Annotated in this window: 23 protein-coding genes and 1 pseudogene; 17 read left to right on the top strand and 7 right to left on the bottom strand. The window is 69.3% G+C overall.

The genetic code is table 11. The features are described 5' to 3' along the window. Positions 1–213: 213 nt before the first annotated feature. A complete protein-coding gene (locus ABZZ79_RS22665) occupies positions 214–957 on the bottom strand; it encodes a TIGR02391 family protein (RefSeq protein ID WP_356691374.1) in 744 nt (247 codons plus the stop codon). A gap of 156 nt (positions 958–1,113) precedes the next feature. Between ABZZ79_RS22665 and ABZZ79_RS22660 the strand changes: the two genes are divergently transcribed. The 3 genes from ABZZ79_RS22660 (at position 1,114) to ABZZ79_RS22650 (ending at position 4,000) form a co-directional block, all read left to right on the top strand. Beyond that, positions 1,114–3,093, top strand: a complete 1,980-nt coding sequence (locus ABZZ79_RS22660; RefSeq protein WP_356691372.1) for a hypothetical protein — start codon at positions 1,114–1,116, stop codon at positions 3,091–3,093. A 51-nt stretch (positions 3,094–3,144) separates the two neighbouring features. Next, complete coding sequence (locus ABZZ79_RS22655; RefSeq protein ID WP_053679643.1) at positions 3,145–3,420, top strand: hypothetical protein; 276 nt, start codon at positions 3,145–3,147, stop codon at positions 3,418–3,420. A gap of 229 nt (positions 3,421–3,649) precedes the next feature. Further along, positions 3,650–4,000, top strand: a complete 351-nt coding sequence (locus tag ABZZ79_RS22650; protein ID WP_319656778.1) for a DUF6300 family protein — start codon at positions 3,650–3,652, stop codon at positions 3,998–4,000. Between the two features lie 485 nt (positions 4,001–4,485). On the opposite strand, the gene ABZZ79_RS22645 is transcribed toward ABZZ79_RS22650, so the two are convergent. The 3 genes from ABZZ79_RS22645 to ABZZ79_RS22635 are packed head-to-tail and all read right to left on the bottom strand — an operon-like array spanning position 4,486 to position 7,113. Beyond that, positions 4,486–4,977, bottom strand: a complete 492-nt coding sequence (locus tag ABZZ79_RS22645; protein ID WP_356691369.1) for a hypothetical protein — start codon at positions 4,975–4,977, stop codon at positions 4,486–4,488. Further along, positions 4,967–5,776 carry an IS21-like element helper ATPase IstB gene (gene istB / locus ABZZ79_RS22640; RefSeq protein WP_356691367.1) on the bottom strand — a complete coding sequence of 270 codons (810 nt, stop codon included), beginning with the start codon at positions 5,774–5,776 and terminating at the stop codon, positions 4,967–4,969. Before istB ends, ABZZ79_RS22645 begins: the two co-directional genes overlap by 11 nt. Beyond that, positions 5,773–7,113: an IS21 family transposase gene (locus tag ABZZ79_RS22635; protein ID WP_356691365.1), complete on the bottom strand. Its 1,341-nt coding sequence runs from the start codon at positions 7,111–7,113 to the stop codon at positions 5,773–5,775. Before ABZZ79_RS22635 ends, istB begins: the two co-directional genes overlap by 4 nt. 255 nt (positions 7,114–7,368) lie before the next feature. On the opposite strand from ABZZ79_RS22635, the gene ABZZ79_RS22630 reads away from it, so the two are divergent. Then, complete coding sequence (locus ABZZ79_RS22630; RefSeq protein WP_356691363.1) at positions 7,369–7,866, top strand: hypothetical protein; 498 nt, start codon at positions 7,369–7,371, stop codon at positions 7,864–7,866. 154 nt (positions 7,867–8,020) lie between these two features. After that, positions 8,021–8,944: a hypothetical protein gene (locus tag ABZZ79_RS22625; RefSeq protein ID WP_356691359.1), complete on the top strand. Its 924-nt coding sequence runs from the start codon at positions 8,021–8,023 to the stop codon at positions 8,942–8,944. A gap of 224 nt (positions 8,945–9,168) precedes the next feature. Here the strand turns inward: ABZZ79_RS22625 and ABZZ79_RS22620 are convergent, their stop codons facing one another. Genes ABZZ79_RS22620 through ABZZ79_RS22610 form a run of 3 tightly spaced genes read right to left on the bottom strand, consistent with a single transcriptional unit; the run spans position 9,169 to position 14,716 of the window. Next, complete coding sequence (locus ABZZ79_RS22620; RefSeq protein WP_356691357.1) at positions 9,169–11,571, bottom strand: Helicase associated domain protein; 2,403 nt, start codon at positions 11,569–11,571, stop codon at positions 9,169–9,171. Between the two features lie 37 nt (positions 11,572–11,608). Continuing rightward, positions 11,609–12,187, bottom strand: a complete 579-nt coding sequence (locus tag ABZZ79_RS22615; protein ID WP_356691355.1) for a terminal protein TpgA1 — start codon at positions 12,185–12,187, stop codon at positions 11,609–11,611. A 21-nt stretch (positions 12,188–12,208) separates the two neighbouring features. Beyond that, positions 12,209–14,716 (bottom strand): transcriptional regulator, encoded by a 2,508-nt coding sequence (locus ABZZ79_RS22610; protein ID WP_356691353.1) that lies wholly within the window; start codon positions 14,714–14,716, stop codon positions 12,209–12,211. Between the two features lie 276 nt (positions 14,717–14,992). On the opposite strand from ABZZ79_RS22610, the gene ABZZ79_RS22605 reads away from it, so the two are divergent. From ABZZ79_RS22605 to ABZZ79_RS22550, 12 genes and pseudogenes are all read left to right on the top strand, one after another. Next, positions 14,993–15,625 carry a hypothetical protein gene (locus ABZZ79_RS22605; protein ID WP_356691351.1) on the top strand — a complete coding sequence of 211 codons (633 nt, stop codon included), beginning with the start codon at positions 14,993–14,995 and terminating at the stop codon, positions 15,623–15,625. Positions 15,626–15,697: 72 nt separating this feature from the next. Beyond that, positions 15,698–16,082, top strand: a pseudogene (locus tag ABZZ79_RS22600) (DUF6354 family protein). 143 nt (positions 16,083–16,225) lie between these two features. Further along, complete coding sequence (locus ABZZ79_RS22595) at positions 16,226–16,840, top strand: hypothetical protein (protein WP_356691349.1); 615 nt, start codon at positions 16,226–16,228, stop codon at positions 16,838–16,840. A gap of 515 nt (positions 16,841–17,355) precedes the next feature. Continuing rightward, positions 17,356–17,781, top strand: coding sequence for a GFA family protein (locus ABZZ79_RS22590; RefSeq protein WP_037830062.1), 426 nt, complete (start codon positions 17,356–17,358; stop codon positions 17,779–17,781). 104 nt (positions 17,782–17,885) lie between these two features. Continuing rightward, positions 17,886–18,473: a hypothetical protein gene (locus ABZZ79_RS22585; protein ID WP_356691347.1), complete on the top strand. Its 588-nt coding sequence runs from the start codon at positions 17,886–17,888 to the stop codon at positions 18,471–18,473. 318 nt (positions 18,474–18,791) lie between these two features. Continuing rightward, positions 18,792–19,289 (top strand): hypothetical protein, encoded by a 498-nt coding sequence (locus ABZZ79_RS22580; protein WP_356691345.1) that lies wholly within the window; start codon positions 18,792–18,794, stop codon positions 19,287–19,289. 66 nt (positions 19,290–19,355) lie between these two features. Further along, positions 19,356–19,616, top strand: coding sequence for a hypothetical protein (locus ABZZ79_RS22575; RefSeq protein ID WP_356691343.1), 261 nt, complete (start codon positions 19,356–19,358; stop codon positions 19,614–19,616). An 83-nt stretch (positions 19,617–19,699) separates the two neighbouring features. Next, entirely contained in the window at positions 19,700–20,152 is a 453-nt protein-coding gene (locus ABZZ79_RS22570) for a hypothetical protein (RefSeq protein ID WP_356691341.1), read from the top strand. A gap of 63 nt (positions 20,153–20,215) precedes the next feature. Further along, positions 20,216–20,743 (top strand): hypothetical protein, encoded by a 528-nt coding sequence (locus ABZZ79_RS22565; protein ID WP_356691339.1) that lies wholly within the window; start codon positions 20,216–20,218, stop codon positions 20,741–20,743. Continuing rightward, positions 20,740–21,429: a hypothetical protein gene (locus tag ABZZ79_RS22560; protein ID WP_356691337.1), complete on the top strand. Its 690-nt coding sequence runs from the start codon at positions 20,740–20,742 to the stop codon at positions 21,427–21,429. Before ABZZ79_RS22565 ends, ABZZ79_RS22560 begins: the two co-directional genes overlap by 4 nt. Positions 21,430–22,668: 1,239 nt before the next feature. Continuing rightward, a complete protein-coding gene (locus ABZZ79_RS22555; RefSeq protein ID WP_356691335.1) occupies positions 22,669–23,760 on the top strand; it encodes a ParA family protein in 1,092 nt (363 codons plus the stop codon). Beyond that, on the top strand, positions 23,757–24,971 hold the full coding sequence (locus tag ABZZ79_RS22550; protein ID WP_356691333.1) for a hypothetical protein: 1,215 nt from the start codon (positions 23,757–23,759) through the stop codon (positions 24,969–24,971). The genes ABZZ79_RS22555 and ABZZ79_RS22550 overlap by 4 nt, the downstream gene beginning before the upstream one ends. The last annotated feature ends 84 nt before the right edge of the window (positions 24,972–25,055 follow it).

Genomic DNA, 25,055 nt, shown 5'->3' with positions numbered 1-25,055 from the left:
CACGCACGTGGGGCATGTCCAGTCCAGTGCATCCCAGTCGGCCGCCACGCATCGGTCCTCTCGTCGGCGATCAGGTCAACCACCCCCGCAATGGGGATGGTTGCAGTGTGGCAGCGGGGACTGACACAGGAGCGCGAATATGCCGCAGCGTCGGCGCGATCCGCTCGCTCCGGCACGCGCCCGGTCCCGGTTAACCCCGGACCCGCGCTTCTGCTACGTGGTCGTGGCAGTCTGGCGGCGCTTGGCGCGTTCGACCTGCCGCAGCAACAGGTCGGCGAACTGAATGATCTCGGCTGCCTCGATGGGGTCGTCGAAGTCGACGGTGCGGTGGCTGGCGGGATTCTTGTACGCGCCCATGGCACCGGCGAACAGCGCGGAAGCGGCCTCCTGCTCGCCTCCTTCGGCTCCGGCGTCGGCGAGCGGGCCGCCGGCCTTGCCGTTCTGGTGCGGCTGGAACGCCTTGCGCATCAGCGGCACGCCGACCAGGGAGTTGTCGAGGCCGGACGCGTTCCGGACGGCGACTTCGACCGCCTTCATCGCGGCGAAACACGCGGTCTCGTAGTCGCCCAGGTCGAAGTTGGTGCGCACCGTGTCTTCCAGCGCCGGGTGGAGCGGGCCGGACAGCCGCTGGCGGGCCTCGAACCGCGTGATGCCCTCGGGATCCTCCGCCAGGTTCCTGCCGTCGCGGGACAGCTGGCGGAAGGCTTCCGACTGGCTGGGCACCCGGGACAGCAGCGCATGTGCCTCCAGCCAGGCCCAGGCATCGGAGAGGCGGTCGACGAGAACCTCGGTGTCCGGCTCGTCCTGGAACGTCTGGCGGGCCGAGCCCATCGTTCCGCCGTACTGCAGGAAGCCGGTTCCGCCGGCGAGGTGCTGCAGGAGGAGGAGCGCAACGTCCCGGGTGGGCAGCTGCCGGATCTGTTCCGCCGGAACCGGCGGCGTGAACGTGTACCTCATGGGCGCACGCTACGGCGTGGCACCGACAGCCGAGTGCCGTACCTCGGCAGAGGGACACCGATGGGCCGAACCGGTGACGGCGCGCATCGGTGCTCGTCCTGCCGGGTGGAAGGTAAGGCCCTGCAACAGCCCAGAGGCATCGGCAGGGAGCGGCACGTGGCGTACGAGGTGATCAGGGTGGGGTTCCGTACGGAGCTCCACGCCCGCTGGTCGGTGTTCTTCGACCATCTGCGGGTGCCGTGGGCGTACGAGCCGGCGACCTTCTACGACAGCGAGGGCTCGCCGCGCACGCCGGCGTTCTGGCTGCCGGAGCAGCGGATCTGGTTCATGGCGGAGGTCGAGGCCCCGGTGTGGTGGGCCCGGTTCGCGATGGCGGCCTCCGGCTGCGACGAGTGGTTCGGGGACCGGGACGAGGAGGCCGACAGCTGCCTGCCGGTGAAGGTTCCGGAGGAGTGGCAGGGCAAAGCCCTGTTGGCCGAGGGTCCGTTCTTCCCGGACGACACGGCAGGCGTCGACACGTGGGGCCGCCCCGACCCGTGGAACGGGCCATGGCGGTTCCACGAGGCGAACGGGATGAGCGTCTACGACGACGAGCCCTACCAGTGGACGATGTGCCCGCAGTGCGGGGCCTTCGGTGCCGAGTTCTGCGGATACGCCGAGCGGCTGCCCTGCGGCTGCCTCGATGACCGCGAGCACCACAAGGTCGCAGGCGGCAGCGACAAACGCCTGCTGGCCGCCTACCGGGCCGCACAGCTCGAGCAATGGCATGCCGACGACTTCACCGACCCCCACGCGACCGCGCTGTGGCCCACCGTGCGCGAGGCCCTGGTCCATCAGCCCGGCGCCGCGGCCGCCGCCGCGAACTGCGCGGGCGAGTGCCGGTCGCTCGCCGATCAGCTGCGCCATGAGCTGTGCCCGCCTGCCGCTGGGGACAGCGAGGGCCTCGAAACGCTGTGCTCGGCATGCCCGGGGTTCGTCTGCGGACAGTGCGGCGAACGGCCAGCCCCCGCAGCCGGTGTTCCATGCCGGACGTGCGAGCCGGTCGTCCTGCTCACCGAGAACCAGGCGAGGCAGCGGCTCAACTGGAAGGTGGAGCAGCTCGCCGCCGCGACGGGCATCCACGGACGCCGGGTCAACGGCATCGTCAACGACTCGATCGGGGCGAAGACGCGGTCAGGGATCTCGCTGGCCCAGCTCGGCGTCGCGCTCACCAACGTCGAGCGGTGGCTGGAAGACCCGTCGTCCATGCCGACCGGACTCCCCGCTCCCTCCTCCGAGGATCTCGACAAGCTGCACGGGGCCGAGCTGCGCAAGCTCCTCGCCACCTACGTGGGGCCCCTGGCGGGCGCGCTGCGCGAACCGATCCCCTTCGTCCAGAAACAGCTGAACGAATGGATGGGCGCGCCCAGCCGCGCCGAGGCAACGGACGAGCAACTGCGGGACGCCATCATCCAGGCCCGGGCCTGGATCGAGAACCCCGACTCGTACCGCGCATACACGCACCCGGAGCCGCCCGAGCCCGACGGCCTGGCCGCGCCGATGCGCACGAAGAACGCCGTCACGGACTCCTCCTGCAACCTGTGCGCCGCGCCGGTGATGGCCGGCGAACTCATCGGCCGGATGCCCCATCCGCGCCGGCCGTACGTTCCGATGGCCTGGCTGTGCGCCCACTGCCTGTTCGACCGACGGGCCAAGCCCCGCCTCACCGACGTGCTTCTGCGGGTCTTCCACCACACCTTCAGCGGCAGCACCACCACACTGCTGAACACCACCGAGGCCGCGGTGCTCCTCGAAGCGCTGCTGACGGTTCCCGCACCGCAAGACGACGCGCACCTCCAGGAGGCGATCACCGCGCTCCGGCAGGGGATCGACGCGCCGGAGCCCGTGATGGGGCTGAGTTACCACCCGGCCCATGCCGCTGTGACCGCGCTGCACGCGGCGAGGCCGCAGGAGGCCGCGGCTGGTGACGCCGCTGTCCTCGCCGCTGTCGCTCAGCACCTGGCCGAGTGGCAGCACAACCCCCAAGACATCGACCAGGCCTCCTACAAGAACCGCACCCTGTGGCGGCAAGCCGTCCTCGAGAGCACGCTCACCCCCACCGTCCTGTCGCAGCGCGGCGGCCCCTTCTGGGTATGACGCCACCGGCGCCGTGATCCGCCCCGCCTGACCAACCTGGAGGAACACCCGATGCCGTACGACGTCACCCGCGACATCAACGCCGGCCCCCTCGTCCTGCCCGGCGTCCGCGGATCCGTAGGCGCCGTCTACTCCGAGCACCGCACCGACAAGCCGGGCTACGGCGCCGCCGTGGAGCTCCCCGCCGTTCTGGAACTCCTCGCCGCCATCGAGACCGGTCAGATCACCGCGGCCCAGGCCCAGGAGGCGTTCGCCCCCTTCCTCCACCGGCTCGAAGAGTACGACCGCGAGATGGATGACCGGGCCGCTCGCTACGAGTACAGCTGAGGAGCAGCAGCCATGGCCGACGCCGAAAACTGGCGCACGCACTGGACAACGTTTCCACTGGACACGGGGGCCTGACACTGCCGGAGCCACATCCCCACCCCCGAGGGCAAGGGCTGACTGGTCTCCGCGGGCGGTCCTCGACTTGGCCCTCGGCTCTAGGCCCACCAAAACCATTGACCAGCCCTTTCGTTGGAGGTTGGATGGCGCTCCCAGCGATCAAGGGGGCGCCATGGCTCACGTGTCCATCCAGCGCAGTAGCGACCTGCCCTCCTGCTCCCGATGCAACGGCCCGCTCATCCTCGCCGCGCAGATGCCCCAACTCGATGCGTCCGGAAAACCGATCAGCCTGGAGTTGTGCCGAACCTGCGATGCCGGGGACACCGCGGCTGGCGCTCTGGTCCGCTTCTTCTCCTCCGGCGCGGGCAACGACACTTCCCGAGCCAAGGAGGGTGCCGAGCTCATCGTGGAGTTCCAGAAGGAAGTGATGGCCGCACACGGCTACGTCCTGATGGATAACTCGCCCCCCGGGTCCTCCGACTATCCACCCCACATCGGAACGCCCCCCAAGGGCGTCGGCTGACCGCTTGCTCATGCGCGCGGGCCGCGCGTCGGACGCAACTCATCACCGTCGGCCTGTGCGGTGGGGAAGTCGCACGTCGGGGAAAGCCGCCGGGCGGCGCGGCAAGAGGTGGGCGTACCTCGTTGCCGGATGGGGCACCGGCCGTTGCGCCTCCTTGACTGGCCGCCGGGCTCCCGATGTCATCAGCTTGGGCAACGTGAACGCCCGGCCGCGCGATGGAAGAAGCCCCCGCAGCTCCTTCGCCGAGGACCGGCCAGAAGTCTCACCGCTCGCACCACACCGACAGGACCACCGTACTAAGCGCTCGCCGCCGGGGGTGATGAGGATCTCTGAAATCGGCCAGGGACGCTCTTCCCTCCACTTCGGTGCAGTTTGAAGTGAGTGGGGAATCTGGGGAGCGAAGAGCGCGTGTGAGGGCCCGGCGACCGAAGGTCGCCGGGCCCTGTTGATTGGTGACGGTCAGTTGAAGTCGTTGCCCGCGGTGTTCACGGAGTCCGCCGCAGGGATGTGATCTCGGGAACCCTGCTGGCGATGGTGGGACGGGCCGCTTCCGGGGTGGCCAGCAGGGCGACGATGGTGACGGGCTGATCGCAGTGCGGGCAGTTCCGGACGGCGGTGGGGGTCAGGGCCTGCTCCTGCCGAGCGGAGCCGGCTGCGGCCGTCGCAGTCTGTCGGGGCTGCTGTTCGCCGAGTCGGATGGCCCGCAGTTCGTCGCGTTCCTGGTTGCGCTGCTTCTCCGCGTCGCGGCGGCAGTTGGGTGAGCAGTAGATCTGCCGCAGGCGGGGATGGGCGGTGAAGACGCCCTGGCAGACGGGGCAGGTGTGGGCTGCTGGGGGTGCGGGCGGGAGCCGGTGGGCTGCGGATTTGCAGCGGGGAGAACAGTAGATCTGCCGCGGGTGGGGAACGAACTTGCTCTGGCAGACAGGGCAGTTGGTGGATCGGGGACTGAGAGAGGTGGTGCCGCTGTCAGGAGACACGGGCGTTCACTCCCTTGCGGATGGTGTCGGCCTGGGTCTGGTGATTGCGGAGCCGGTAGGAAGGCCCGTCGATGCCAGCGACGGCCGCCCGGTGCAGGAGCCGGTCGAGCATGGCAGCGGCCACGGTGGCGTCACCGAAGGCTCCGGCCCAGTCGGCGATGCCGACGTTGGTCGTCAGGATCGTGCTCGACTTCAGATACCTCTGGTTGATCACCTGGAACAGAGCGGAGGCACCGTCCTCGGGAAGCGGGAGATAGCCGAGCTCGTCGATGATCAAAAGCTTCGGGCCTGCGAAGAAGCGCATGCAGGTCTTCCAGCGTCCTTCGAGGGCGGCCTTGTGGCACTTGGCCGCGAGCTCGGCGGCGGTGGTGAAGTAGACGCGGTGGCCGGCGTCGACCGCGGCCCGGCCGAGGGCGACGGACAGCATGGTCTTGCCGACGCCAGGAGGGCCGACGAACAGGACGTTGGAGGCGTCGTCGAGGAAGCGCAAGGTGGCCAGGTCCCGGATGAGTTTCTCGTCGACACCGGGCTGGGCGGCGAAGTCGAAGTCGTTCAGCGTCCAGGGTTCGGGCAGGCAGGCGAACCGGAGGCGGGCGGCGAGCCGACGGGCTTCGGTGGCCTCGACCTCGATCTCCAGGAGTCGTTCCAGTGCGGCGGTCAGCGACATCCGTTCGGCGCGGGCCTGGTCGAGCACCCGGTTGAGTGCTTCGGCGGCGTCGTTGAGTTTGAGGTAGGAAAGGTGGCCTCGCAGCTGCTGGAAGCGGCGTGCTTCGCTCATCTGCATCGGGGACGTACTCACTCCGTGTTCTCCTCCTTCGGTGAGGGAACGGTCCGCAGCCGGTCGGCCACGGCGGCATAGTGGGACAGGTCGATCACGACCCGTTCGGCAGGATCACCAGCGGCGGCCTGCTGGCCGCGCAGCCGCTCAGCTTCCGCCCGCGCGGCCTCGGAGGGCGGCCTGCGGACCTTGTTCTTGCAGGGAGCCCGGTCCGAGAAGGAGGCGAGGACCTCGCGTTCGAGGGCGACGACGTGTCCGGCATCCCGCACTGTCTGGCCGGCGCCGCGCGGCGCCCGGCGGTGGCGGGCAACCACGGCCCGCCCGGCGGTGGCGATGTCGAGGTGGCTCTCACCAAGCCGGTGCAGGACCCTGACCTGGGCGCCGGCGAGTCCCGGCGGGACGGAATACAGATTCCCGTCGAAGGAAACGAGGCACTGCGGGCTCACGGTCCGCTCGACCTCCAGCTCGGCCGGGAACGGTCGGACCGGGACGTCGAGCAGCATTTCAGCGGCAGCGAGTTCACCGACGGTGACCTTGATCCCGTCCACCGACCGGCGGCGTTCATCCATGCGGACGGCGAGCTTGTCGATGCCAGACTGGGCTTGGACGACGGTCAGCGCGTCGGGAACCGTGCGCCACCAGCGTTGGGCTGCCGAGTGGTTGGCCTTCTCGACGACGCCCTTGCGGTTGCCGCGACGAGGCGGGCAGATGTCGACTCCGACGCCGTAGTACTTGGCGACAGCAGCGAACGATGCGGTGACCTGCCCGCTGGAGGGGTAACAGACCGTGGCCATCCGGTCGAAGCGCCACCGCCTTGCGGTCCCGCCCAGCTTGCGGACCACCTGGTCGAGGGCCTGGACCAGGTGCGGGAGGTCCTCGGACTCCGCCAGCACCGCCCGCCACCGGCCCGAATGCGCGAGTGCCCCGACCAGCAGGTGAGCGTGCTCGCCCACTCCCCACGACTCGGGCGCGTCCGGAAGCTCCAGCCAGTCGAACTGGATCTCCTCGCCCGGCGGGTGCGCGATCACCGCGACGTTCCGGCCCGTGGCGGCGTGACACGGTTCGCAGTGCGGGCGGACCTGGTAGCGGCGAAGCGCACGGGTGAAGGTCGAGTAGCCGCCTTCATAGCCCAAGCCCCTGACCTCGTCGAACAGGGTCGAGGCCCACAAGTGCGGGTCATCGGCGAGCCGCTGCCGGCAGTACTGCAGGAAGGGCACGAAGGCGTCCGGGCTCTGCCGTCGTTGGCCAGGGACCTGGTCGCCGTTCAGATAGGCACGGATCGTCTTGCGGTCACGTCCCAGATGACGTGCGATCGCCGAGATCGTCCAACCCTGACGACGCAGTGCATGAGCATCCACGTCTTCCTCCCGCGTGAGCATCCAGGCCCCCGACCAGGCCGAACTTGCGCACGCAGGCTCTCCACGACACACCGATCCCAGTTCGACACGCCGGGCAAGATCACACGATGAGTGGGGAGATCGCCTGAGCAGGTTTGGCCGACCCAGGAGCCGCGGATCGGAAGAGCGCGGTTCCCATCGCACTCCATGCTGAGCCCTCCGATATGTTCTTCCGGGCTCGCGCCGGCGGGTCCCATTCGCATGCGAGGGGGAAACGTGCCTGGTGAACGGCTTGACGCGGAGTGGGTCCGGTCCTGGCGGGAACAGGCCGACGCGGCGCTGACGAAGCTGATGCAGTCCTTCCTCCCGACGCACGGCTTCCCGCCCGGTCACAACGCCGTGACGCTTGCAACCGACGACAGCCACCAGGCGACGGACGCACTCGTGGACCTGACACCGATCCCATCCGACCTGACCACGCTCTACTGGGTGATCAGCGAGGCTTCCCTGCCCGATGTCGACAACGGGTACTTCATCCACTCACCTGCGACGGCTGCGGAACACTTCCGCGAGTACGGCCCCGCTCCGATCGACGGCGAATCAATCGCACTGGTCTTCGCCAGCGACGGCGGGGGCCATCTGTTTGCGATCGGAGACAGCGGACAAGTCTGGAAGTCCACCACCGCCTCCTGGTTTGACGACTTCGAGGTCGCCGCGTCCAGCTTGCAGGAGTTCCTCGAACAGCTCGGCCGGCGGATCGCGAACCAGCCCTGATCATCGGCCGAGGAACAAACCGGCCCCCTGCCCCACGGAGGTCATCTCACTCCAGACTGGGGAATCGCGAGCAGGTGTGGGGCCACCCCTGAGCAGGGGGTGGCCGATTTCAAAGAGCGTCATCAGGGGGCCGGTCCGGCGCGGAAAAGCGATCATGCCCCCTCTGGCCGCCTTGGCCTTCACCGAAGACCGCCGCCGCAGCACCGGCGAATCCCACCAGGCCCTCTGCACACTCCTCGGGGAAAGCGGCCAAGCGCTCCCTATCCCCGCAGCCCGTCACCCGGAGCAGGCGCAGCTGGAGACCGCGGTCTTCCTTGCATGCTGCAAGATCGGCGGCCTCTCCGAGCACCCCCTGGGCATCGTCCGCGTCCGACCCAAGGAAGATCAACTGACGATCCGGGTCGTCAACGAGCCGTACGTCGTCCACTACTGGGCTGAGTTCCTCCTCCCCCGCCTGAGCAGCGAAGATGCCTTGGACCCCCGGGACCAGGTCGGCGGCGTGGCCGGCCTCCGCTTTCGTCGTGAAGGCAGCCAGATCTGCCTTCACCGGCCTGGAATGCCAGCCCGCATCATGCTGACCGGGTTCAATCCGTGGTGGTGGCAACGCATCGTCGACCGGCTCACCGCCGACTACGACCTGCTCCAAAGCGAGCCGGACTGGACACCTGTGGAACGCGCCGCCTACGCCGCCACCGCAGCCTCGTCCTTCGAACCCGCCTCGCTTTTCTCACCCTTGCTTCGCCGAATCCGGGCGACCGCCGGCCCCGGCTCGATCAACAGCACCGACGCCTGGAGCGCCATCGGCGGGAACTTCCGCCTGGAGACGACCGACGGTCCTCCGTGCCCGGACCTCATTCGGCTCCTTGGGAACGGCCCCACCGGACTCGGCTGGGAAGTCGACGACAAGAGTTGCACCTGCCTGTGCGACCACACGCACACAGCCGTCGGATGCAATATCGACTTCCGGGAACCCGCCACCGGACGGTTCGTGTACTACTCCAACACCAAGTGGGGACGCACACTCGATGACCGCCGCCGCCAGACCATCTCCGAAATGAACCGCGCAGCCTTCACCTGAACCTCAGGTCCAGTCGTCGGGTACGCCGTAGGTCGTCCGCGAGATGAGCTCGGCGTGCTGGCGTATGAGCGATGAGGCTGTCTTCTGCGGCGATGAGGGCCTGGGCGACGGAGGCGGTCATGCTGCGGGCGTTCTCCGATGGCTGTCGCATGGTGGGTATACGTGCCTCTCGTGCTCGGGGCCCTTTCGCCGGCGGAACCCCGGGCCTCGGTGGGGTGGGACGTTCAGCCGCTGATCGTGGCCTCGGGTGTCTGTGGGTGGCGGGTGAGGCCTGCGGCGGTGACGGCGTGGAGGTGTTCGGGGGGCAGCTCGTCCCAGCGTTTGCGGAGGTTCTTGAGCCACTGACCGACTTTGTACTCGTCACCGTCGAGAGTGACGGTGTCGCGTTGGCGGATGTGGAGGTGGCCTTCGCGGTCGCGGAAGGCGGCGACGGCTGCCAGGCCCTGGTCGAGCTGCCGCTGCTGGCGGGCGGCGCGGCCGGTGGGCTGTGGCGGTTCGTCTTCGGCGGGTTCGATCAGGGTGATGCCGAGTTCGCGCACGAGCCGGAGCTGTTCGGGGTGGAGGGTGCTGTAGTCGGTGCTCTGGGTGCGGACCCATTCGCCGAGGGGCTCGTCGTCGTCGGTGATGAAATCGGCGGGGAGGTCGTCGAGGGTGATGCTCGCGTTGGCGTAGGTGCGGGCGGTGTAGTAGAGGCGCTGCCAGGTGATCGGCCACGGCGGGTTCCAGTACGGGTCGATCTCGGTGAGCGCGGTGTCGGTGGGGTCGGGTTCGAGTCCGCTGTCCGTGCGCGTGCGGGCGGCGGCTCGGCGGTTGGTGAGCCAGCGGCCGAGGGCGAAGTCGCCGGCCATCTCGCTGGTGGGGGCGGCGAGATGGCCGTGGCGGTTGGCCCAGTTGCGGGCGTGGAGGAGTCCGCGTTCGGCGGCCTGGGTCTGGAGGTTCCAGATGATGCCGAGGTGTTCGAGGGACTTGATCTGGGCGGGCTTGAGGGTGCCGGCCGCGTACGCCTTGCGTGCCCGGTTGATCCAGCGGCCCAGTGCGAAGCCGTTCTCGTCGTCGTAGAGCCGGGGGACGTCGAGGTGCCCGTGGGTCTGCTGGTAGGCGGTGGCGGCTTCCAGGCCGCGGCGGAAGGATGCCTCGCGGGGGTGGAGGACGCGCAGCCGGAACGCCTGGGCGATGGTGTCGGCGGGGAAGGGCCGGTCGAAGACGACGTCCACGGGCACGCCCGTCTCCTCGTCCTCGTCGTCCGGGACCGGGTGGGCGGGCTGCTGGGGGACGGCGAGACGGTCGGCGATGCGGTCGTCGTGAGCACGCAGGGCCTGGAGGACGCGCCAGAGCGGCCGGTACAGGTTGGAGCCCATGAGGTCGTCGGCGTCTTCGCCGGGGGCGACGTACACGGGGACGATGAGGGTGGCCTTCTTGCCCTGGCCGGGCTTTTGGCGAAGGGCGCGGCCTACGGCCTGGACCGTGTCGACGATCGACTCCTTGGGGTCGGCGAAGACGACGGTGTCGATGCTGGGGATGTTGACGCCCTCGCCGAGAAGGCGGGCGTTGGCGATCAAGGTGCGGTGGGCGGGCTCGATGAACTCGCCGGGGCGGCCGTCGAAGCGGTCGAGGAGTTCGCGGCGGTAGGCGGGGTCCTGGGTGCCGTCGAGGCCGGTCGCCCACAGCTCGCCCGGGTCGGGGCAGCTGGTTCCGGTCTCGTCGAGGGCGTAGAGGAGGGCGGCGGTCTCGCGGAGGGTGCCGGCGAAGGCATGGGCGTCGGCAACGCGGTGGTGGAAGCTCACGACGCGGCGCAGGTCGAGCTCGGCCATGGCGCGCAGGACGGCGATCTGGAGCGCGGCCTGGCGCAGTTCGGCTTCGGTGGCCTTGTCGGAGATCCCGAGCCGGGTGCGGATGGTCGCCTCGTGGACTTCCATGACGACGACGCGGTAGTCGGCCAGGAGGTCTATGTCGATGGCCTCGGCGAGCGGGAGGCGGAAGCAGGTGTCGCCGTACAGGTCGGGGTTGTCCATGGATGCGACGAGTGAGTCGTCCTCGTCGTCTCCGGGCTCGCCGGCCGACCAGATCCTGGGGGTGGCGGTGAGGTAGAGCCGCTTGTGTGCGGGGATCAGCTCGTCGTCGTGGACGGCGGCCCAGCGTTTTCCCAGGTCACCGCTGGTGCGGTGGGCTTCGTCGATGGCGATCAGCGACCAGGCGGGCAGGGCGAAGCGGGCGTGGGCGTCTTGGACGCGGTGCAACGAGTGGTAGGTGGCGAACACCGTCAGGCGGGGGTTCTGGTGGACGGTGGCGGCCAGGGCTGCCGGGTCGGTGGTGAACGCGACGGACTCGCCCATGGTGTTGGGGCGCTTGGAGCACAGGGCGAGGACCGGGCCGCTCATGCCGGCGGTGCGCCAGTCGTCGATGGTCTGGGCAAGGAGTTCCAGGGTGGGCAGCAGCACCAGCCGGGTGCCCTGGGGGGCGACGCGGGCGGCGGTGCGCGCGGCGACGTATGTCTTGCCGGTGCCGCAGGCCATCACGACGGAGGTCCGGGCGGTGTGGCGCAGCGCGGTGTGCGCGGCGTGGACGGCCTTGGACTGGTGCGGGCGCAGCCTGATCTTGAGCGGCGGGGTGGTGATGGTCGCGGTCACCGGGTGGCCGGTCCTTTCAGCCGGGGGCGGTCGGCGGTCAGGTGATGCTGAAGCGGATGTGGTCGATGCCGGTCAGCTCGACCTGCTGGAGGGAGGTGGCGCGGGTGCCGCCGTCGGTGAAGTAGTCGTCGCGCAGTCCGTCGGCGACGATCTGGGCGAGGTCTTCCTCGGAGGCGCCGGCCACTTTGGCTTCGAAGAGGGCGGCGGCGACGGTGGCGTCCAGGCGGCGGGTGAGGCGGCGGTAGCGGGGGTCGTTGGTGGTGCCCTTGGGGGACGTGAAGCCGAACTTGCCGCGTACGTCGACCTTGATGCCGCCGGTGGTGATGGCGGCCTGGAGCTTCTTCGCCTTGACGATCGGCTGCCAGAGCTTCTTGACCTCGGCTTCGACGACGGCGGCGGTCTCCGGCTTCGCCGTCTTGATCTTGTCGTCACGGTAGCGCTCGACGGTGCGCTGGGACTTGCCGATCTTCTCAGCGACCGCACGGGCAGCCTCGGCACGGCTGACACCCTTCTCCTGCTTCAGCAGGAAACGGATCCGCGCGCCGAGGCTTTTGGGGATCGGCTGGGAGTAGGCGGTCTCGGCGGCCTCTTCCAGGCGGTCTTCGATCAGTCCCACGGTTAGTCAGTTTCCTTGGTCTCAGGCCACGCGGACGAGCGAGGCGTCCTTGATCTCGTTGGCGATGTTCACTCCGTCGGCGAGCAGGTCCAGCGCCCAGTCGATGGTCTGGGAGCCCTGGTGCTTGACGGAGCCGGGGTTGACGCCGAGGCGGAACCCGCCGCGGATCGGCTGGCCATCGGGGCCGAGGAGGAGGGGCAGCGGCGACAGGCTGTCGGTGGCGTAGACGACGCAGTCGTTGTTGACCGCGAGGGGGTAACGGCCCGCCGTGGTGGCGAGGTTGTGCATCTTGCGGTGCATGTTGGTCCGTGCCTTCGACAGGATCATGGCACGGATGTCGGGCCGCCACGTCAGCCTCTTCAGGGCCGGCCACGGGTCTCCGAAGACGTGGTCGACGCCCATGTTCGGGCGCTGGCGCAGCTTGCCGATGCCCGACTTGGCGGTGGCCTTGATCGCGTTCGACAGGGTCACCAGCAGCGGGTCGCCGTCCTTGTAGACGGCCATGGCCGCGAGGAAGTCCTCGTCGTCGAGGTCCTTGGTGACGCCGAGGTCGGCCATCACGGTCAGGTAGGCGTCGCGCAGCGTGTCGTACCAGGGCTGGAGGTAGGGGCTGTGGGTCTCCCGGACCCATGCCTCCATCGGGCGGACGTCGGCGCCGAGTTCGACGGCGTAGGAGACGGTGGGGGTGGCGTACCAGCCGGGGCCGTCGGGGCGTACGCCGCTGGAGGTGAAGGGGCTGGGCAGGCGCGGGTCGGTCTCGACGTGGGAGAGGTCGAGGTACCAGGAGCCGGGCAGGTCGGGGTCGAAGTCGGGGTTGCGGGGGTAGTGGATGGCCGGGCCGGTGCCGACGTGCAGCCGGCGGCACGCCGCCAGGAAGGCCACCTGCACGTCTAGGGCGGCGACGTGGGTACACGCCCGCTCGGCGTCGGTGATCAGCTCGGCGGGGCGGACCCAGATGCACGCCTCCTCGTCGAGGGCCTCACTCGCGGGCCGGGAGCCTTCCTCCGGGTAGTCGGCGGCGACGACGGGGTGCTCGTCGGGGGCCTCGGGCGGGGCGGGGTCGACGAGGGTGTGGAGGGTGTGGGGCACCTTCGCCGAGACGTACTTCCCTTCCTTCTCGCTCCATTCGGCCTTGGTGGGCGGGCGCAGCGAGGTCATGAGTTCCTCGCCGGTGACGGCGACGGTGCCGCGGGGGGTGATGACCAGGCGGGCGTAGGTGCCGAGCATCCTGGCGAGGTCGCCCGCGGGCAACTCGCCGGCCTGGCCCCAGACGCGGTTCTCCAGGGCGCCCCAGGGGGTGAGGAAGAGCTGGATGCAGTGGCGCTTGCCGTCGAGGCGCTTGAAGATCCGCGGCCACGGGCCGAACCCCGCCTTGGTGAGTTCCCATCCGGCCTTGGTGAGGCTCTTGAGGGCCTTGTGGTCGGCCGGCAGACGAAGGTCTTCCTGGTCCGCGAGGTCGGTGGGCAGGCCGAAGTGTGCGACGGCGCCCTCGGTGAGGATGATCAGCGGGTCCTGGTCGAAGCCGTTGTCATGGACCTTTGCCGCGCCCAGGCGGATCTTCCGCTTGTCCAGTGCCCACGCGGCCAGGGCCTGGAGGGACTTGGCCGGGCACGGCACGGTGCGGCCGTCGGCGAGGTACGCGGTCAGGGCGCCGTCGGTGATGTCGAGAACGGCCAGCGGGCCGTCGGCGTACTCCGGCGGCACCGGCTTCGCAGCCGGCTTCTTCGCCGTGCGGGTCGTACGGCGGGAGGCCGGAGCGGTGGCCGGGCGGCGCGGCGCGGCCGGCGGACGCACGGAGGGTGCAGCGGCAGCGGGCAGCGCCGGTGCGGGGGTGGCCACCGGTGCGACGGGGGCTGGGGCGCCCACGGCGGACGCGGGCGCCGTCGTCTCGGTACGCGGGGTGGAGGCGGGCTCGGCCTGAGCGGTGGGCCGGGTGCCGCAGCGGGGCATGCCCATGGCGGCCATGGCCTGGAGGTACACGTGGCGGGGCTGGCCGTCTACGACGGACGACGTCGGGTGCCCGCAGCGGATGCACAGCCGGGTGACGCCCTCAGGCAGGTCGATCCAGGAGCCGGGCGCGTCGAACTCGGGTACCGCCGTCTCCGCGAGGGCCGGGGCGGGCTCGGAGTCCGGCCAGGCGAGCTCGGGAGGGTCCTCGATGTCGAACTCGAACTCGAGAGGAGTCGCCTCCGCGGCGACCGCATCCGGCTCCCACTCGGGCTCGCGTTCGGGCTCGGGTTCCAAGGTGGCGGAGCCACCCTCCGCGCCGGCGCGAGCAAGCTCGGCGGCGAAGTAGTTGAGAATCCTCGCGTACCGCTGCCCCTTCTCACCGCGCGGCGTGCGGGGCGGGTCCGATTCCCAGGTCCACACCGTCTCGCGGCGAACGTCGTTGGCCTGGCCCATCTGTGTCACGGTCCAGCCGAACGCCTCGCGCAGCCTGACCCGTTCCGCCGGGTCAGGCAGTGGCGGCACCGGGCCGTCGAACGAGATCCGGTCGAGTACAGCGGCTACCGGGTCGCTGCCCCCCATCTCCACCTCCACCCTCAGAGTTCAAATCTAACGCGAATCTAACGCACCTGCCCCGACGGATGCAAGCGTCTTGTTGATGTTCCAGTATGTATTTTGATTGTTGCCTGATTGGATTTCAAGATGTATTGTCATTGATCGTTTGGCCGGGCCGCCCGGAGAGAGACGAGAGGGCGGCCGTGTCCGCAACGACGCGGCAAGCGCCGGGACTTGCCCGTCTCCTGGCCCGCCGGGATCTGCCTCCCGCGACCGACATGACACCTGAGGAGAACGACAGCCATGCCCTATCTGTCCCCCGAACCAGGGGAGCCCGCCGCGCCGGGCTCGCGGATCGTCGTGGAGGCCGGCGACATCCTGATGCGCCGCAGTCTCACCGATCACGCCCCCGCGGCCCAGGTGCACGTGATCGAGGCCGCCAAGGCCCTAGAGGACTTCCGCCTCGGCCACGGCACGGTACTGGAGCGCGCCGAAGTCCTCCTCGACCGGGCGATCGCGACGTTCCAGGAGCGCACCGGCGAGCACGACGAGGCGGCCTGGCAGGCCGCCTCGGTCTACATGGTCGAGCTGTGGGCGACGCGCTACAGCGGGGCCCGCCCGACCGCCTTCGACCCGGCCCCGCCGCCGCCGTCCCGTCTCACCCCAGCGCATCCGCTGCGGCTGGAGACGGTCAGCCGCGAGGCCCACGACCTCCTGCTCGGCGCCGGCCGGTCCCTTGAGCGGAGCGCGCGCGGCCTGGACTCGATGGACGTGGTCCGCGCGCAGCACGGCATGCACGAAGCCGCCCAGCTGCTCCATGACCAGCTCGACGGGCTGTCCATGCCGCTGTGGGTGCTCATCTGCCGGTTCTGCGCCGAGATCCAGGCGGAGAACCTCCGCATCCTCAAGGCTCCCGCCTCCGGGACCGCGGCCTGAGTCCCCCGTTCCTCCGCTCGCCCCCGGGCGCCCGCCCGGCACCAATCCTTCGCCCCTGTTGAGGAGTTCCTCATGAGCACCAGCCCCTCCCCCGTCTCCTCCGCCGTCGGACCCGTCCGGGTCGGGCAGCTGTGGCAGGACATGGCCCCCGACATGGTTGACCGCGAGCGGATGCTGCGCGTGCTCGCCCTGACGGACACTCACGCCGAGTGTGTGGTCGAGCGCGACAAGCAGGGCACGGCCGGCCGCAAGGCCCGGCCGCTGGCCATCCGGCGCTTCACAATGCGGGCGTTCAAGCTGATCGAGGACGTCGTCGACGACGCCGACCAGGCCCTACGCACGCTTCCTGGCGGCCATGACGGACGTGCAGGGTGCCAACCCGTCGCCCGTGGCGTACGCGACCGCGGCACTGCGCGTGCACCACGAACTCACCGCCGAGGCGGCGAAGGCCCACTGACCGGCCCCCCGCGAAGCGCGCTTGCCCAGTTACGGCCCGGCCCGCCTCCGAGAAAGCGGGCCGGGCCGACGGCTCGCGGCTTCGAGGGCACGCGAATGAATACGGAAGGAAGCTGGGAAGAAGTGGTGACGTCTAATCAGGCCATGCTCTGGACCCCCGACGCTCCGCCGGACGGCGGGATGTTCAGTGCCGGTGAGATCGTGGAGGTCGAGGGCCGGCCGGGCGAGTGGGAGCTGATGAAGCCCGGGCCGGGTCCGGGTGTGTGGACCGTGGAGTCCGCGCGGCTCGAGGACCGCGTCAGCGCGAAGGTCTCGGTGAGCGCGCTCCAGCGTCTGGCGGATGCCCCTCACATCCGGCGGGGCGACCTGGTCATGCAGCGCTACCCCGAGCAGGAGCGGGCCGCAGTGGTCGGCGCCGTGGTCCGGCTCGGGCAGTGGGTGGCGGTGAAGTCGTACACGCTCCCTGACGGCGGTGTCTGCCAGGCGCTGGACTCGGTCGACCGACTGGAGGTGGTCACGGCGGAACAGCTCGCCGCGGCCATCCGCCTGGATGTCGTCCATGGCACGCACGTGGGCCGGATCGTGCAGGCGGTCGTGACCGCGCGCGCCGGGCAGTTCCGGGTGGTGTGCCGGTGCGCGCCGGGTGCCGGCGAAATCTGTCGCAATGGACGCAAGGTCACCTGGTGCCCCAGCCTGGACAGCGCCCACCAGTTGTGGGACTGGCACGTCTCCGGACATGCCGTCGGCAGCGTCGCGTAATGTCCCTGTTTCCTTCCTCCTGAACGGATCAAGGTTCCCCCGCCGACCCCTTCCTCGTGGAGATCTGGGGTTCGGGTACGGCCGCTCCGCCGCCTTCTCCACGATGGACGACGCCTACGCAGCTGCCCCGGCAATCCGGGAGCAGGCGTCGACGGGAGAGGCCGTGGCCTTCACCAACCGGTTTTCGGGCACGAAGGCCGCTACCGGGCGCTCGGCGTCGGCGTGCGGGCCGTAACCGCCTGACGAGCAGGCTGCTCGTTCACGCCCGAAGCTGGCACCTAGACGTCGAGTAGGCCGGTGCGCTGCTCGCGCTCCCCGACGACTGGTACGACGAGGTCCTCCCTGAAGACTGGCGCAGCTCGTAACGCCTGCCTCCCGCAGCGGATTTCAGCCGAAGAGACACGTCCTGGTGAACCGGCCCGCAAGACAGCAACCGAACTGCTGCCCGATCGGTAGAGGTGTACGTGAGCAGCACGTACGTTCGCGCTGCTGGTCTTCGATCCTGGGAGCAGCCCGTGACCACCACCGTTTCTTCGTCGTCGTCCGCCGTACGCCAGGGCGGCTGCCTGTGCGGGGCCGTCCGTTTCGAGGTGCCCGATGCTCCTGACGCGCCCCACCTGTGCAGTTGCCGGCATTGCCAGAAACTGAGCGGCGGCCCGGTGATGTCATGGGTCTGCTTCCCCCTGGCGGGTCTTGTGTGGATTGGCCGGGAGCCGGTCTGGTTCTACACCTACCCGCAGGAGACACGGCGCGGGCGCTGCCCCGACTGCGGGAGCCAGCTGTGCGCCCTGGACGACGGCGCCACGAGCATCGCGTTCACCTTCAGCGCCCTGGACGACTCCTTGGACCTCGTCCCGGCGTTCCAGAGCTACGCCCACGACGCGGTGCCGTGGCTCAGGCCGGTCACCGACACCCGGCCGGCGGCCGCCGCGGGCAGCTGACCGCCGACCGGGCACCTGCCCGGCGTCAGGCGGGCTGGTCGGGCGGGCCGCCCGTTGGCCGGACAACGCAGCGCCTCGGCCTGGCGGAGGCGAGAATGGCGGCCATGTCACTCTCCCTGGCTCGCTGCGTGGAAGCAGTTGCCCGCCTGCTGGATGGCTGCGGCCCGCTGGAGCCGGTCCGGCTGTGCATGAGCGAGCGGGACGTGCAGGTGGAGGTATGCGCGAGAAGGCCGGCCGCCTCGGTGAGCATGGCGCGGCTGGCATCGGCGACGGGCGGCGAGGTCGCCGGGCGGGCGGACGACCGTCACGACGGTGTGATCACGGCGGATCTGGAAGACGAAGTGGTCCTGGTCGCCGCTGTGGACACTCCGGTGCGCGGGGCCGCGCCCAGGCTCCGCGCGACGTCGACGTCGGCGGCGGCCGGGCTGCTGCGGACGCTGGCCCCGTGGACGGCCGCACTGGACCAAGAGCTGCTGCCGGGGGCCCAGTTGTGGGTGGACGACGACGGCCAGGACTTCACGGTCCGGCTGCTGACGACAGCCGCGTGCGGCGACGACCTGGAGAGCGTCGCCGCAGCCGCCGGCGCAGGGCTGGAGCAGGTCCGGACATGGCGCACCGACAGCGGACTGGACGGGCGGGGAAGCCTGCCGTGCGGCCAGACCGTTCACCTCGGCGTCGTCTGCCTTTCCTGACCACCAAGTCGACCGGCGGCCACCCCCGCGATGTGCAGCGCGCGGGGGCGGTTGAGGCGGCTCCGGGCCGCGATCAGTACGCGTCCTCGCTCCCGGCCTGAGCGGCGGTATCTCGAATGCCCCCGTAATCCGCCGAGAACGGGCACAGTGGATCGCTTCCCCTGAGGGTGACTCCGGGGGGCTCACCCCTCCCCTTTTTGTTGCGTATTCGCGTTCCAATATGTAATGTTGACCGTGTTGAGGATGACGTTCCCTCCACCCCACACACCTCTCGGAGCCGCACCGCCGCTCCCCCACGCCCTCTTCCGGAGAACTCCCATGACCGAAGCCGAAGTTGCCAGCGCCGTCATATCCCGCCTCGTGACCTGTGCCGACGAACCCCAGACCCAGCTCATCCACGAACTCGCACGACAGGCCGGCTACCTGTGGCGCTGCGGCAACCCGGCCTGCCCCACCTACAACAACCGGGGGCAGCGCTACTGCAAGGGCTGCGGATGGGGCCGCAAGGGCAAGCCCGTCGGCGACCTCCACCCGTGCATGTACACCGAGCGCCGATGGGCCGCACTGCGCCGCGCTCTGCTCCAGCACTACGGCCCCGACGCCCCGATGCCCGACGCCGTGGTCTTCGACTACTGGGGCGGACCCGGCTGGCGCGGCGCGGAGGTCACCGAGATGTACGGCGGCAGGGCCGAAGAGGTCACCGGCGGATTCCGCGACCGGGACCGCTTCGCGGACATCGCCGCCGCCCTCGACTCCCTCACCAGGTGGTCGGAGCCGGGCTACGGCGAACACATCCGCGTCGTCCTGGCCTCCTGAACCTCACCGTCCCCGGGGCCCGGTGAACCACCGGCTCCCGGGGCAGCCACGAAGGCGAGCCACGCCATGTCCACTCTGCTGATCGGCCGCTGGTCGAAAGACAACACCACCCTCAGCATCACCGCGTCCCACCCGATCGACGACGAGGACCAGGCCGCCGTCGATGCCCTCACCCGGCCTGCGTTCGCCAACAGCGCGAACTGGGCGTGCACGTTCCCCGTCGACACCCACCGCCACGCCGTGCAGCGCGCGTACGAGGAGTTCGCCCGCGACGACGACGCCTGGCTCGACGACACCGTCGAGCACGTCGAGCCGGTCACCCCCTGACCTCACCCACAACCACGCACGCCCGGCTCCGCGCCGGGCGCCCTCTCCCCCTTGTCCCGCACCCGCACCTGAAGGGCTCTCCCATGCTCGGCAACACCGAATTCGAGTGGGTCTCCGCCAACGCCACACCGGTCCTGCTCTACCCCGGCTTCACCTCCGACGACGCCCTCGTCGAGCCCGGCGAGATCGTCGCCGCCGTCTACGACAGCACCGACGGCATCGCCCTCTACGGCAACCGCGACAAGGTGCTCGACCTCCTCCTCCGGCTCGCCGACGCCGTCCGCAACGCCCCGCCCGTCCCCACCACGGAAGCGTGCATCGCGGCCACGACCGACCCCACCACTTGGGAGCCCGGCGCCCTCACCGCCCCGCTGGCTCCTCCAAACAGGGGCTGGACCCTGTGCGGCGCCGAGTCCCTCCAGCCCATCGCGGCAGATCCCCGCCTGGCGACCTGCTCTGGCTGTGTCGGCACCTTCAACGAGCGCGGACCACAAACCCCCATCCGCCTCGTCCACTTCCTCCCCGACAAGCCCTGACATCACCCCACGCCCTTCCGGTGCCGGGCCCGCAGGGCCCGGCACCCCAACCCAAGGCCCCTCATGAACCCCACAGACGCAGCCGCCGCCCTCCTCGACGCCCTCCTCGCCGAAGCCCAGCAGTGGGCGTCCGACGACACCGAGGACCGGGAGCAGCTCGACGCGATCGACCGCGCCGACACCCCGCACGGCAAGCTCGCGCTGCTGCAGAACTCCAGCCTCGTCCCTTCCCACCTGGCCTCGGCCATCGCCGACGCCCTCGTCGCACTCGACCCCGCCACCTACTCCCCCACCCCCGCGCCGACGACCCCTGGAACCTCAATGGCCGACCCCGAACTCCACCGCATCCGCGACGCGTCGATCACCGTGGTCGACGCCTCCCCCGAGGACAACACCCCCAGCGACGTATACGAGATCCAGGTCTTCGGCGTCAGCGTCCTCATCCGCCGGCGCGCCCAATGGGGCCCCGCCACCGACGTCCCCTACATCCACATCGAGGACCAGCGCGACGAGGCCGGCCTGCTGCTCGTCGAGGTGAACAACAGCGGCGAACACGAGCACCGCACCGGCGCCGAGGAGACCCCAGCATGACCCCCGACCGCGCCTACGCCAACGCACGCCAGCTGATCGACCCCAACGCCGACTACACCGTCCGCGTCCGCACCGAAACCGGCTGGACGCAACCCGCCGACCCCGACCACCGGGAACTGCCCGGCCTGGACGTCCTCCTGGCCGCCCGTCGCCTCCTGCGCGCCCGGCCCGCCGGCCACGTCGGCAGCACCCACCCCGACACCCTCGACATGCACACCGGCGACGGGCGACTCTGGCTGCGCTTCACCGCCACAACCCTGGGCGACGACGACCCGGGCCCCGCCGAGCCGGCCACCGACGACCGGGCACCGCAAGGGCTGTGGCGGCTGCTCGGCCTCTCCGGATCCTCGCTCGTGCCCCTCGCCCGCTGCGATCTCACCGACTCCGACCTGGTGACACTGGCCCGCACCTGCCTCACCCTGAGCCAAGCCCACCCCCTTCCCCAGCCGGTCGTGCCGCCCGAAGCCGCGCTGCTGCTGGAGCGCCTCGCGAGCAGCACGGAGGCCCTCGACAGCGGCCTCCCCAGCGCCCCGGACATCGACGACGACTTCTCCCGCACCGAGCTGCTCACCCTCGCCGACACAGCACTCGCCCTGTACCGGACCCACGGAGACCCCGACGACCTCCTCAGCCGCCCCGAGGTCCTCCTCCTGGCCCACCTCGTCTACGACGACACCCCGCCCTAACCTCCACCAGGCGTCCGCCCCTTCACTCACGCAAGAGCCCGGTCCGCGCTGTTCAGCGCGGACCGGGCTCTCTGCCGTTCAGACACCGAGCGAAAGTCCCGTCCGGAGGCGGTGAAGAGCTTCTTCTGCCGGCTAGCCGCTTCGAATCGGTCACGGACCTGCGCCGCCCTGCCACCGGCCGCTCCCCCGCCGCCGGCGGCACACAACGCGTGGGCCGCCGCGTGCAGCTGCACGTGCCCGTCACGCAGAACAGCCTGCGCGTCATTGGCCTGCAGCATCCAAGAGCTCACGCAGCACCGGCTGCTCAGCCGCCGCCACCGGCCGCAACCGACGTGCCGACGGCAGGCGTTCGCCGCGGACCCCACGATCGCCACCGTAACGACCAACGCCGAGACGACGGTGCACAACCCGAAGCCGGCCACCGCCCAGCTCAGCGTCGAGGTCCGTCTCCAGACCAGGGACCGAAGGCGTCGACCCCGAAGTCCCCGCCCACAGGACCGCGAACACCGCTGCCCGGCGGGCAACCAGAACAGGCCGCAGCCTGAACGCGTACGGCAGCACAAGGTGGACGGCGGCCACGACCGGCCGACGCATGTGAGTGGCTGCCAGCCCCTGGGATCTGCAAGTCGCAAATTCCTAGGCGCAGTCATCAACGAACCGCTCCCCCCGGCAGTGAAGAAATTCGAGGCGACCGGCGAAGCTCACCCAACAGCATCGGCGAGTTAGGCGCTGCGTCGCCGCTTGACCGTTCCTCACTCACAGAATTTCTCGGCTCACCTGCCAGAGTGCCGCCCAAACAAGACGTCACGTCTCGCCTGAGCTCATCCTCCCGCCATCCAGCCAACCTTCAAGAAACGGCAAAGTGGGCTCTGACCTGCATGTTTCACAAAATCACATACATCACTCACTTACTCACTCCGATACTCACCTAGGCAGGTCCAGGGCTCCATAATCACCTGTCTTCGAAATACTCTGCGTGCATAAACAGAGTTTGGGTCAATACATTGCTGGCATTTCCAGGCTCCTAGGGGTGAGAAATACGGAAGGTAAAGAATGATCTTGTGGGTCGCAACACGCCGCAAGCCACGTCGATGTGACGTGACGTGACACGAGCTTGCTGCCCCGTGTATGGTCACGCCCGAGCATGAAGGGACACGCGGGCCGATTGCGGATCAGAGCATCCACTGTGGGCTAGCCAGCGCGTGGTTCTCGTGACCATCTCGCGACGGCGGAGAAGCCTTGGAACTTTACGAGTACAACGAACTGCAGAGTCGCCTCGACGCGATCGCCGAGTTCGACGACATGTCAGATGACGCCATGCTCGCGGCGCTCGTCGAGCAACTGCGCCCATACCTGCGGAACGTCATCGGCTCCACCATCGGCAAGGGCGGCGAGGGAAAGACGACCTTGGCCACCAACCTGGCCTACATGTTGGCTGAGGAACAAGCCAACCGTCACAGCCAAGGGAAGTCCGCCCTACCGGTCCTATACATGGAGATCGACGCCAACGGGGACGGAAGGACCGACCTGGGTCTGGACGCAACGGTCTTCAATGACCACGGGAAGGCCCTCCGTGATGCAATCACGCACGACGGCCCCCTGAAGGTCGTCAAGAACGTTCGGCCGTTCCTGGATGCCACGATCTCGGGTAAGCACTGCTCCGACATCGCCGGTCGCATCAACAAGCTCGCCGACACTCACGCCATCGCCGCCTACCTCCTGCTGGCTCTTCTTCTGGCACAGATCTCCCACCTGTACCGCTGGATCGTGCTCGACTTCTCACCGGGCGACAAGGCCATCCAGCGAGCTGGCCTGGCAGCGTCCACTCATCTCGTGTCGCCCATTCACAACACGGACAACGCTGCTCTGCGAGGTCTGTCCACCGTCACCCGGCTTATTCGCGCCAACCGTCGTCTCAACCCTGAGGCGCAGCTCACCGCGATCGCCTTCCTGGGTTTCCGAAAGGTCAAGGGCGAGGCAACCACGGAGCTGACCAACGTTCGTGCCAAGATCGAGAAGTTGCTTACAGACGCTGGCATGGACCCTGGACTGATTCTGGACGAGTACGTACGCGATGCCCGCTCCATCGCTACCTTGTGCCGCAACCACGGTCGCCCCGCCCGCGAGTTCGCGCTGGCGGCTACTGGCCAACTTCGAGACGAGAACGGCGAGTTGGTTCCCCGGCCTCGGGACGAGAACGGGCGCTACGTGGATGCACAATCGTCCGTCAATCTCGCGGACGACTACTCGAACCTGGCACGAGGAGTGATCACCCGGGTGCGCCAGCGCAACGCCGAACTCCGTGAGAAGCAGATGCAGGGAGCGTCATGAGTAAGTCCACCGCCGGCACGACGGGCAATGGAACCGGGCCCAAGGCGAACGCCAAACGGGGCGAGGCAGCGGACAAGAAAGAGCATCTCATCGTTCCCGACCTGAACCTCGGGGGCGACGACGATGACGAAGACGAGGACGACTTCCGTCCGATCCGGGCCTTCGTGCCGCCGACGGCGGCGAAACCGACCGCTGCTAAGGCTGTTGTCCCTCCGCAGCAGGGCGAAGAGACGGAGCGCGGCCCTATTGCCGACGGGCCTGAGCCTTCGTCCACTACTAGCCGTGTCACCGTGCCTTCGGCTCCGGTACCCGGTCCCGCCGCTCTCCGCGGTGAGCCTGAGCACCCCGGCAGGGATTCCGCTGAGAATGGGCGGGAGGCGGTGCACGGGTCGGGGGAGCCGAGCGCCGGATCAGTAAGTGACCCCCTGTCGTTGGAGGGCGTCCCCAGTCGGCCCGCAGCCGAGGCTCAGGAAGCTCCCACCGAGCGATTGGCGGAGCTGGCCAGGGTTGACCGGCATGCGGCACCTGCCTTGCGCGCTTCAGCTTCCTTGTCCGGGCTTCCCGCCCGGCGGCCTGGCCGACGGAGGCCCGCCGAGCCGTTCAACCCGGACGAACCGCGCCAGCGCAATGAGCAAGCGATGGTCGAGTTGTCACAGCAAGCACCGGGCTATGCCTCGCTGTTGACCGTGTACAGCGCCTCTCAGCTGAACGCCGTTCCGTTCGAGAATCGCAACATCAACCTCTACGGCCTCACTGCAGACCAGGTTGGCACCCAGCGCACTGCCGACATGGCTCTCTTGAAGATGTTGACGCTCCAGCGTCCGAAGCTCACTCCGGCGCACTACGTCGATGCCGCGCTGGAGCCGGTGCTGCGGCCGCTCGATCCGGATGGCATCGACATGGACGCCATGGAAGACGAGCGGGACTACGTGTGGCAGCTCGCCCAGAAGGGTCTTGCCTACCGCAGGTACATCCTCAGCGATCCCGAGAGCGCCAACATGGACAACTACCGGCCCGTGTGCTCCCTGCGAAAAGATGTCAACGCTCGCCTCACCCGCATGATGGACCTCATGGACTCGATCCAGGGGATCCAGGCGAAGCCCTTCGAGATCGTCAGTGCCTGTCTTGCTGAGTACGTAGCCGGCCTGCCTGGTGAGCGTACGCACCTGTCGGAGTTCTTCCAGAAGCACCTGGTCACGACGATTCAGTAAGCGTCGGACTCAGTCCGCCTGCTTCTCTCTCGGCCCCCGCCCTCAATCTGTGGGGCGGGGGCCGAGTGCCTGCCGGTGCACTGC

This window comes from Streptomyces sp. NPDC006458 (assembly GCF_040612135.1).
Taxonomy (GTDB): Bacteria; Actinomycetota; Actinomycetes; order Streptomycetales; family Streptomycetaceae; genus Streptomyces.
This window is presented reverse-complemented; position numbering and strand designations above follow the sequence as displayed.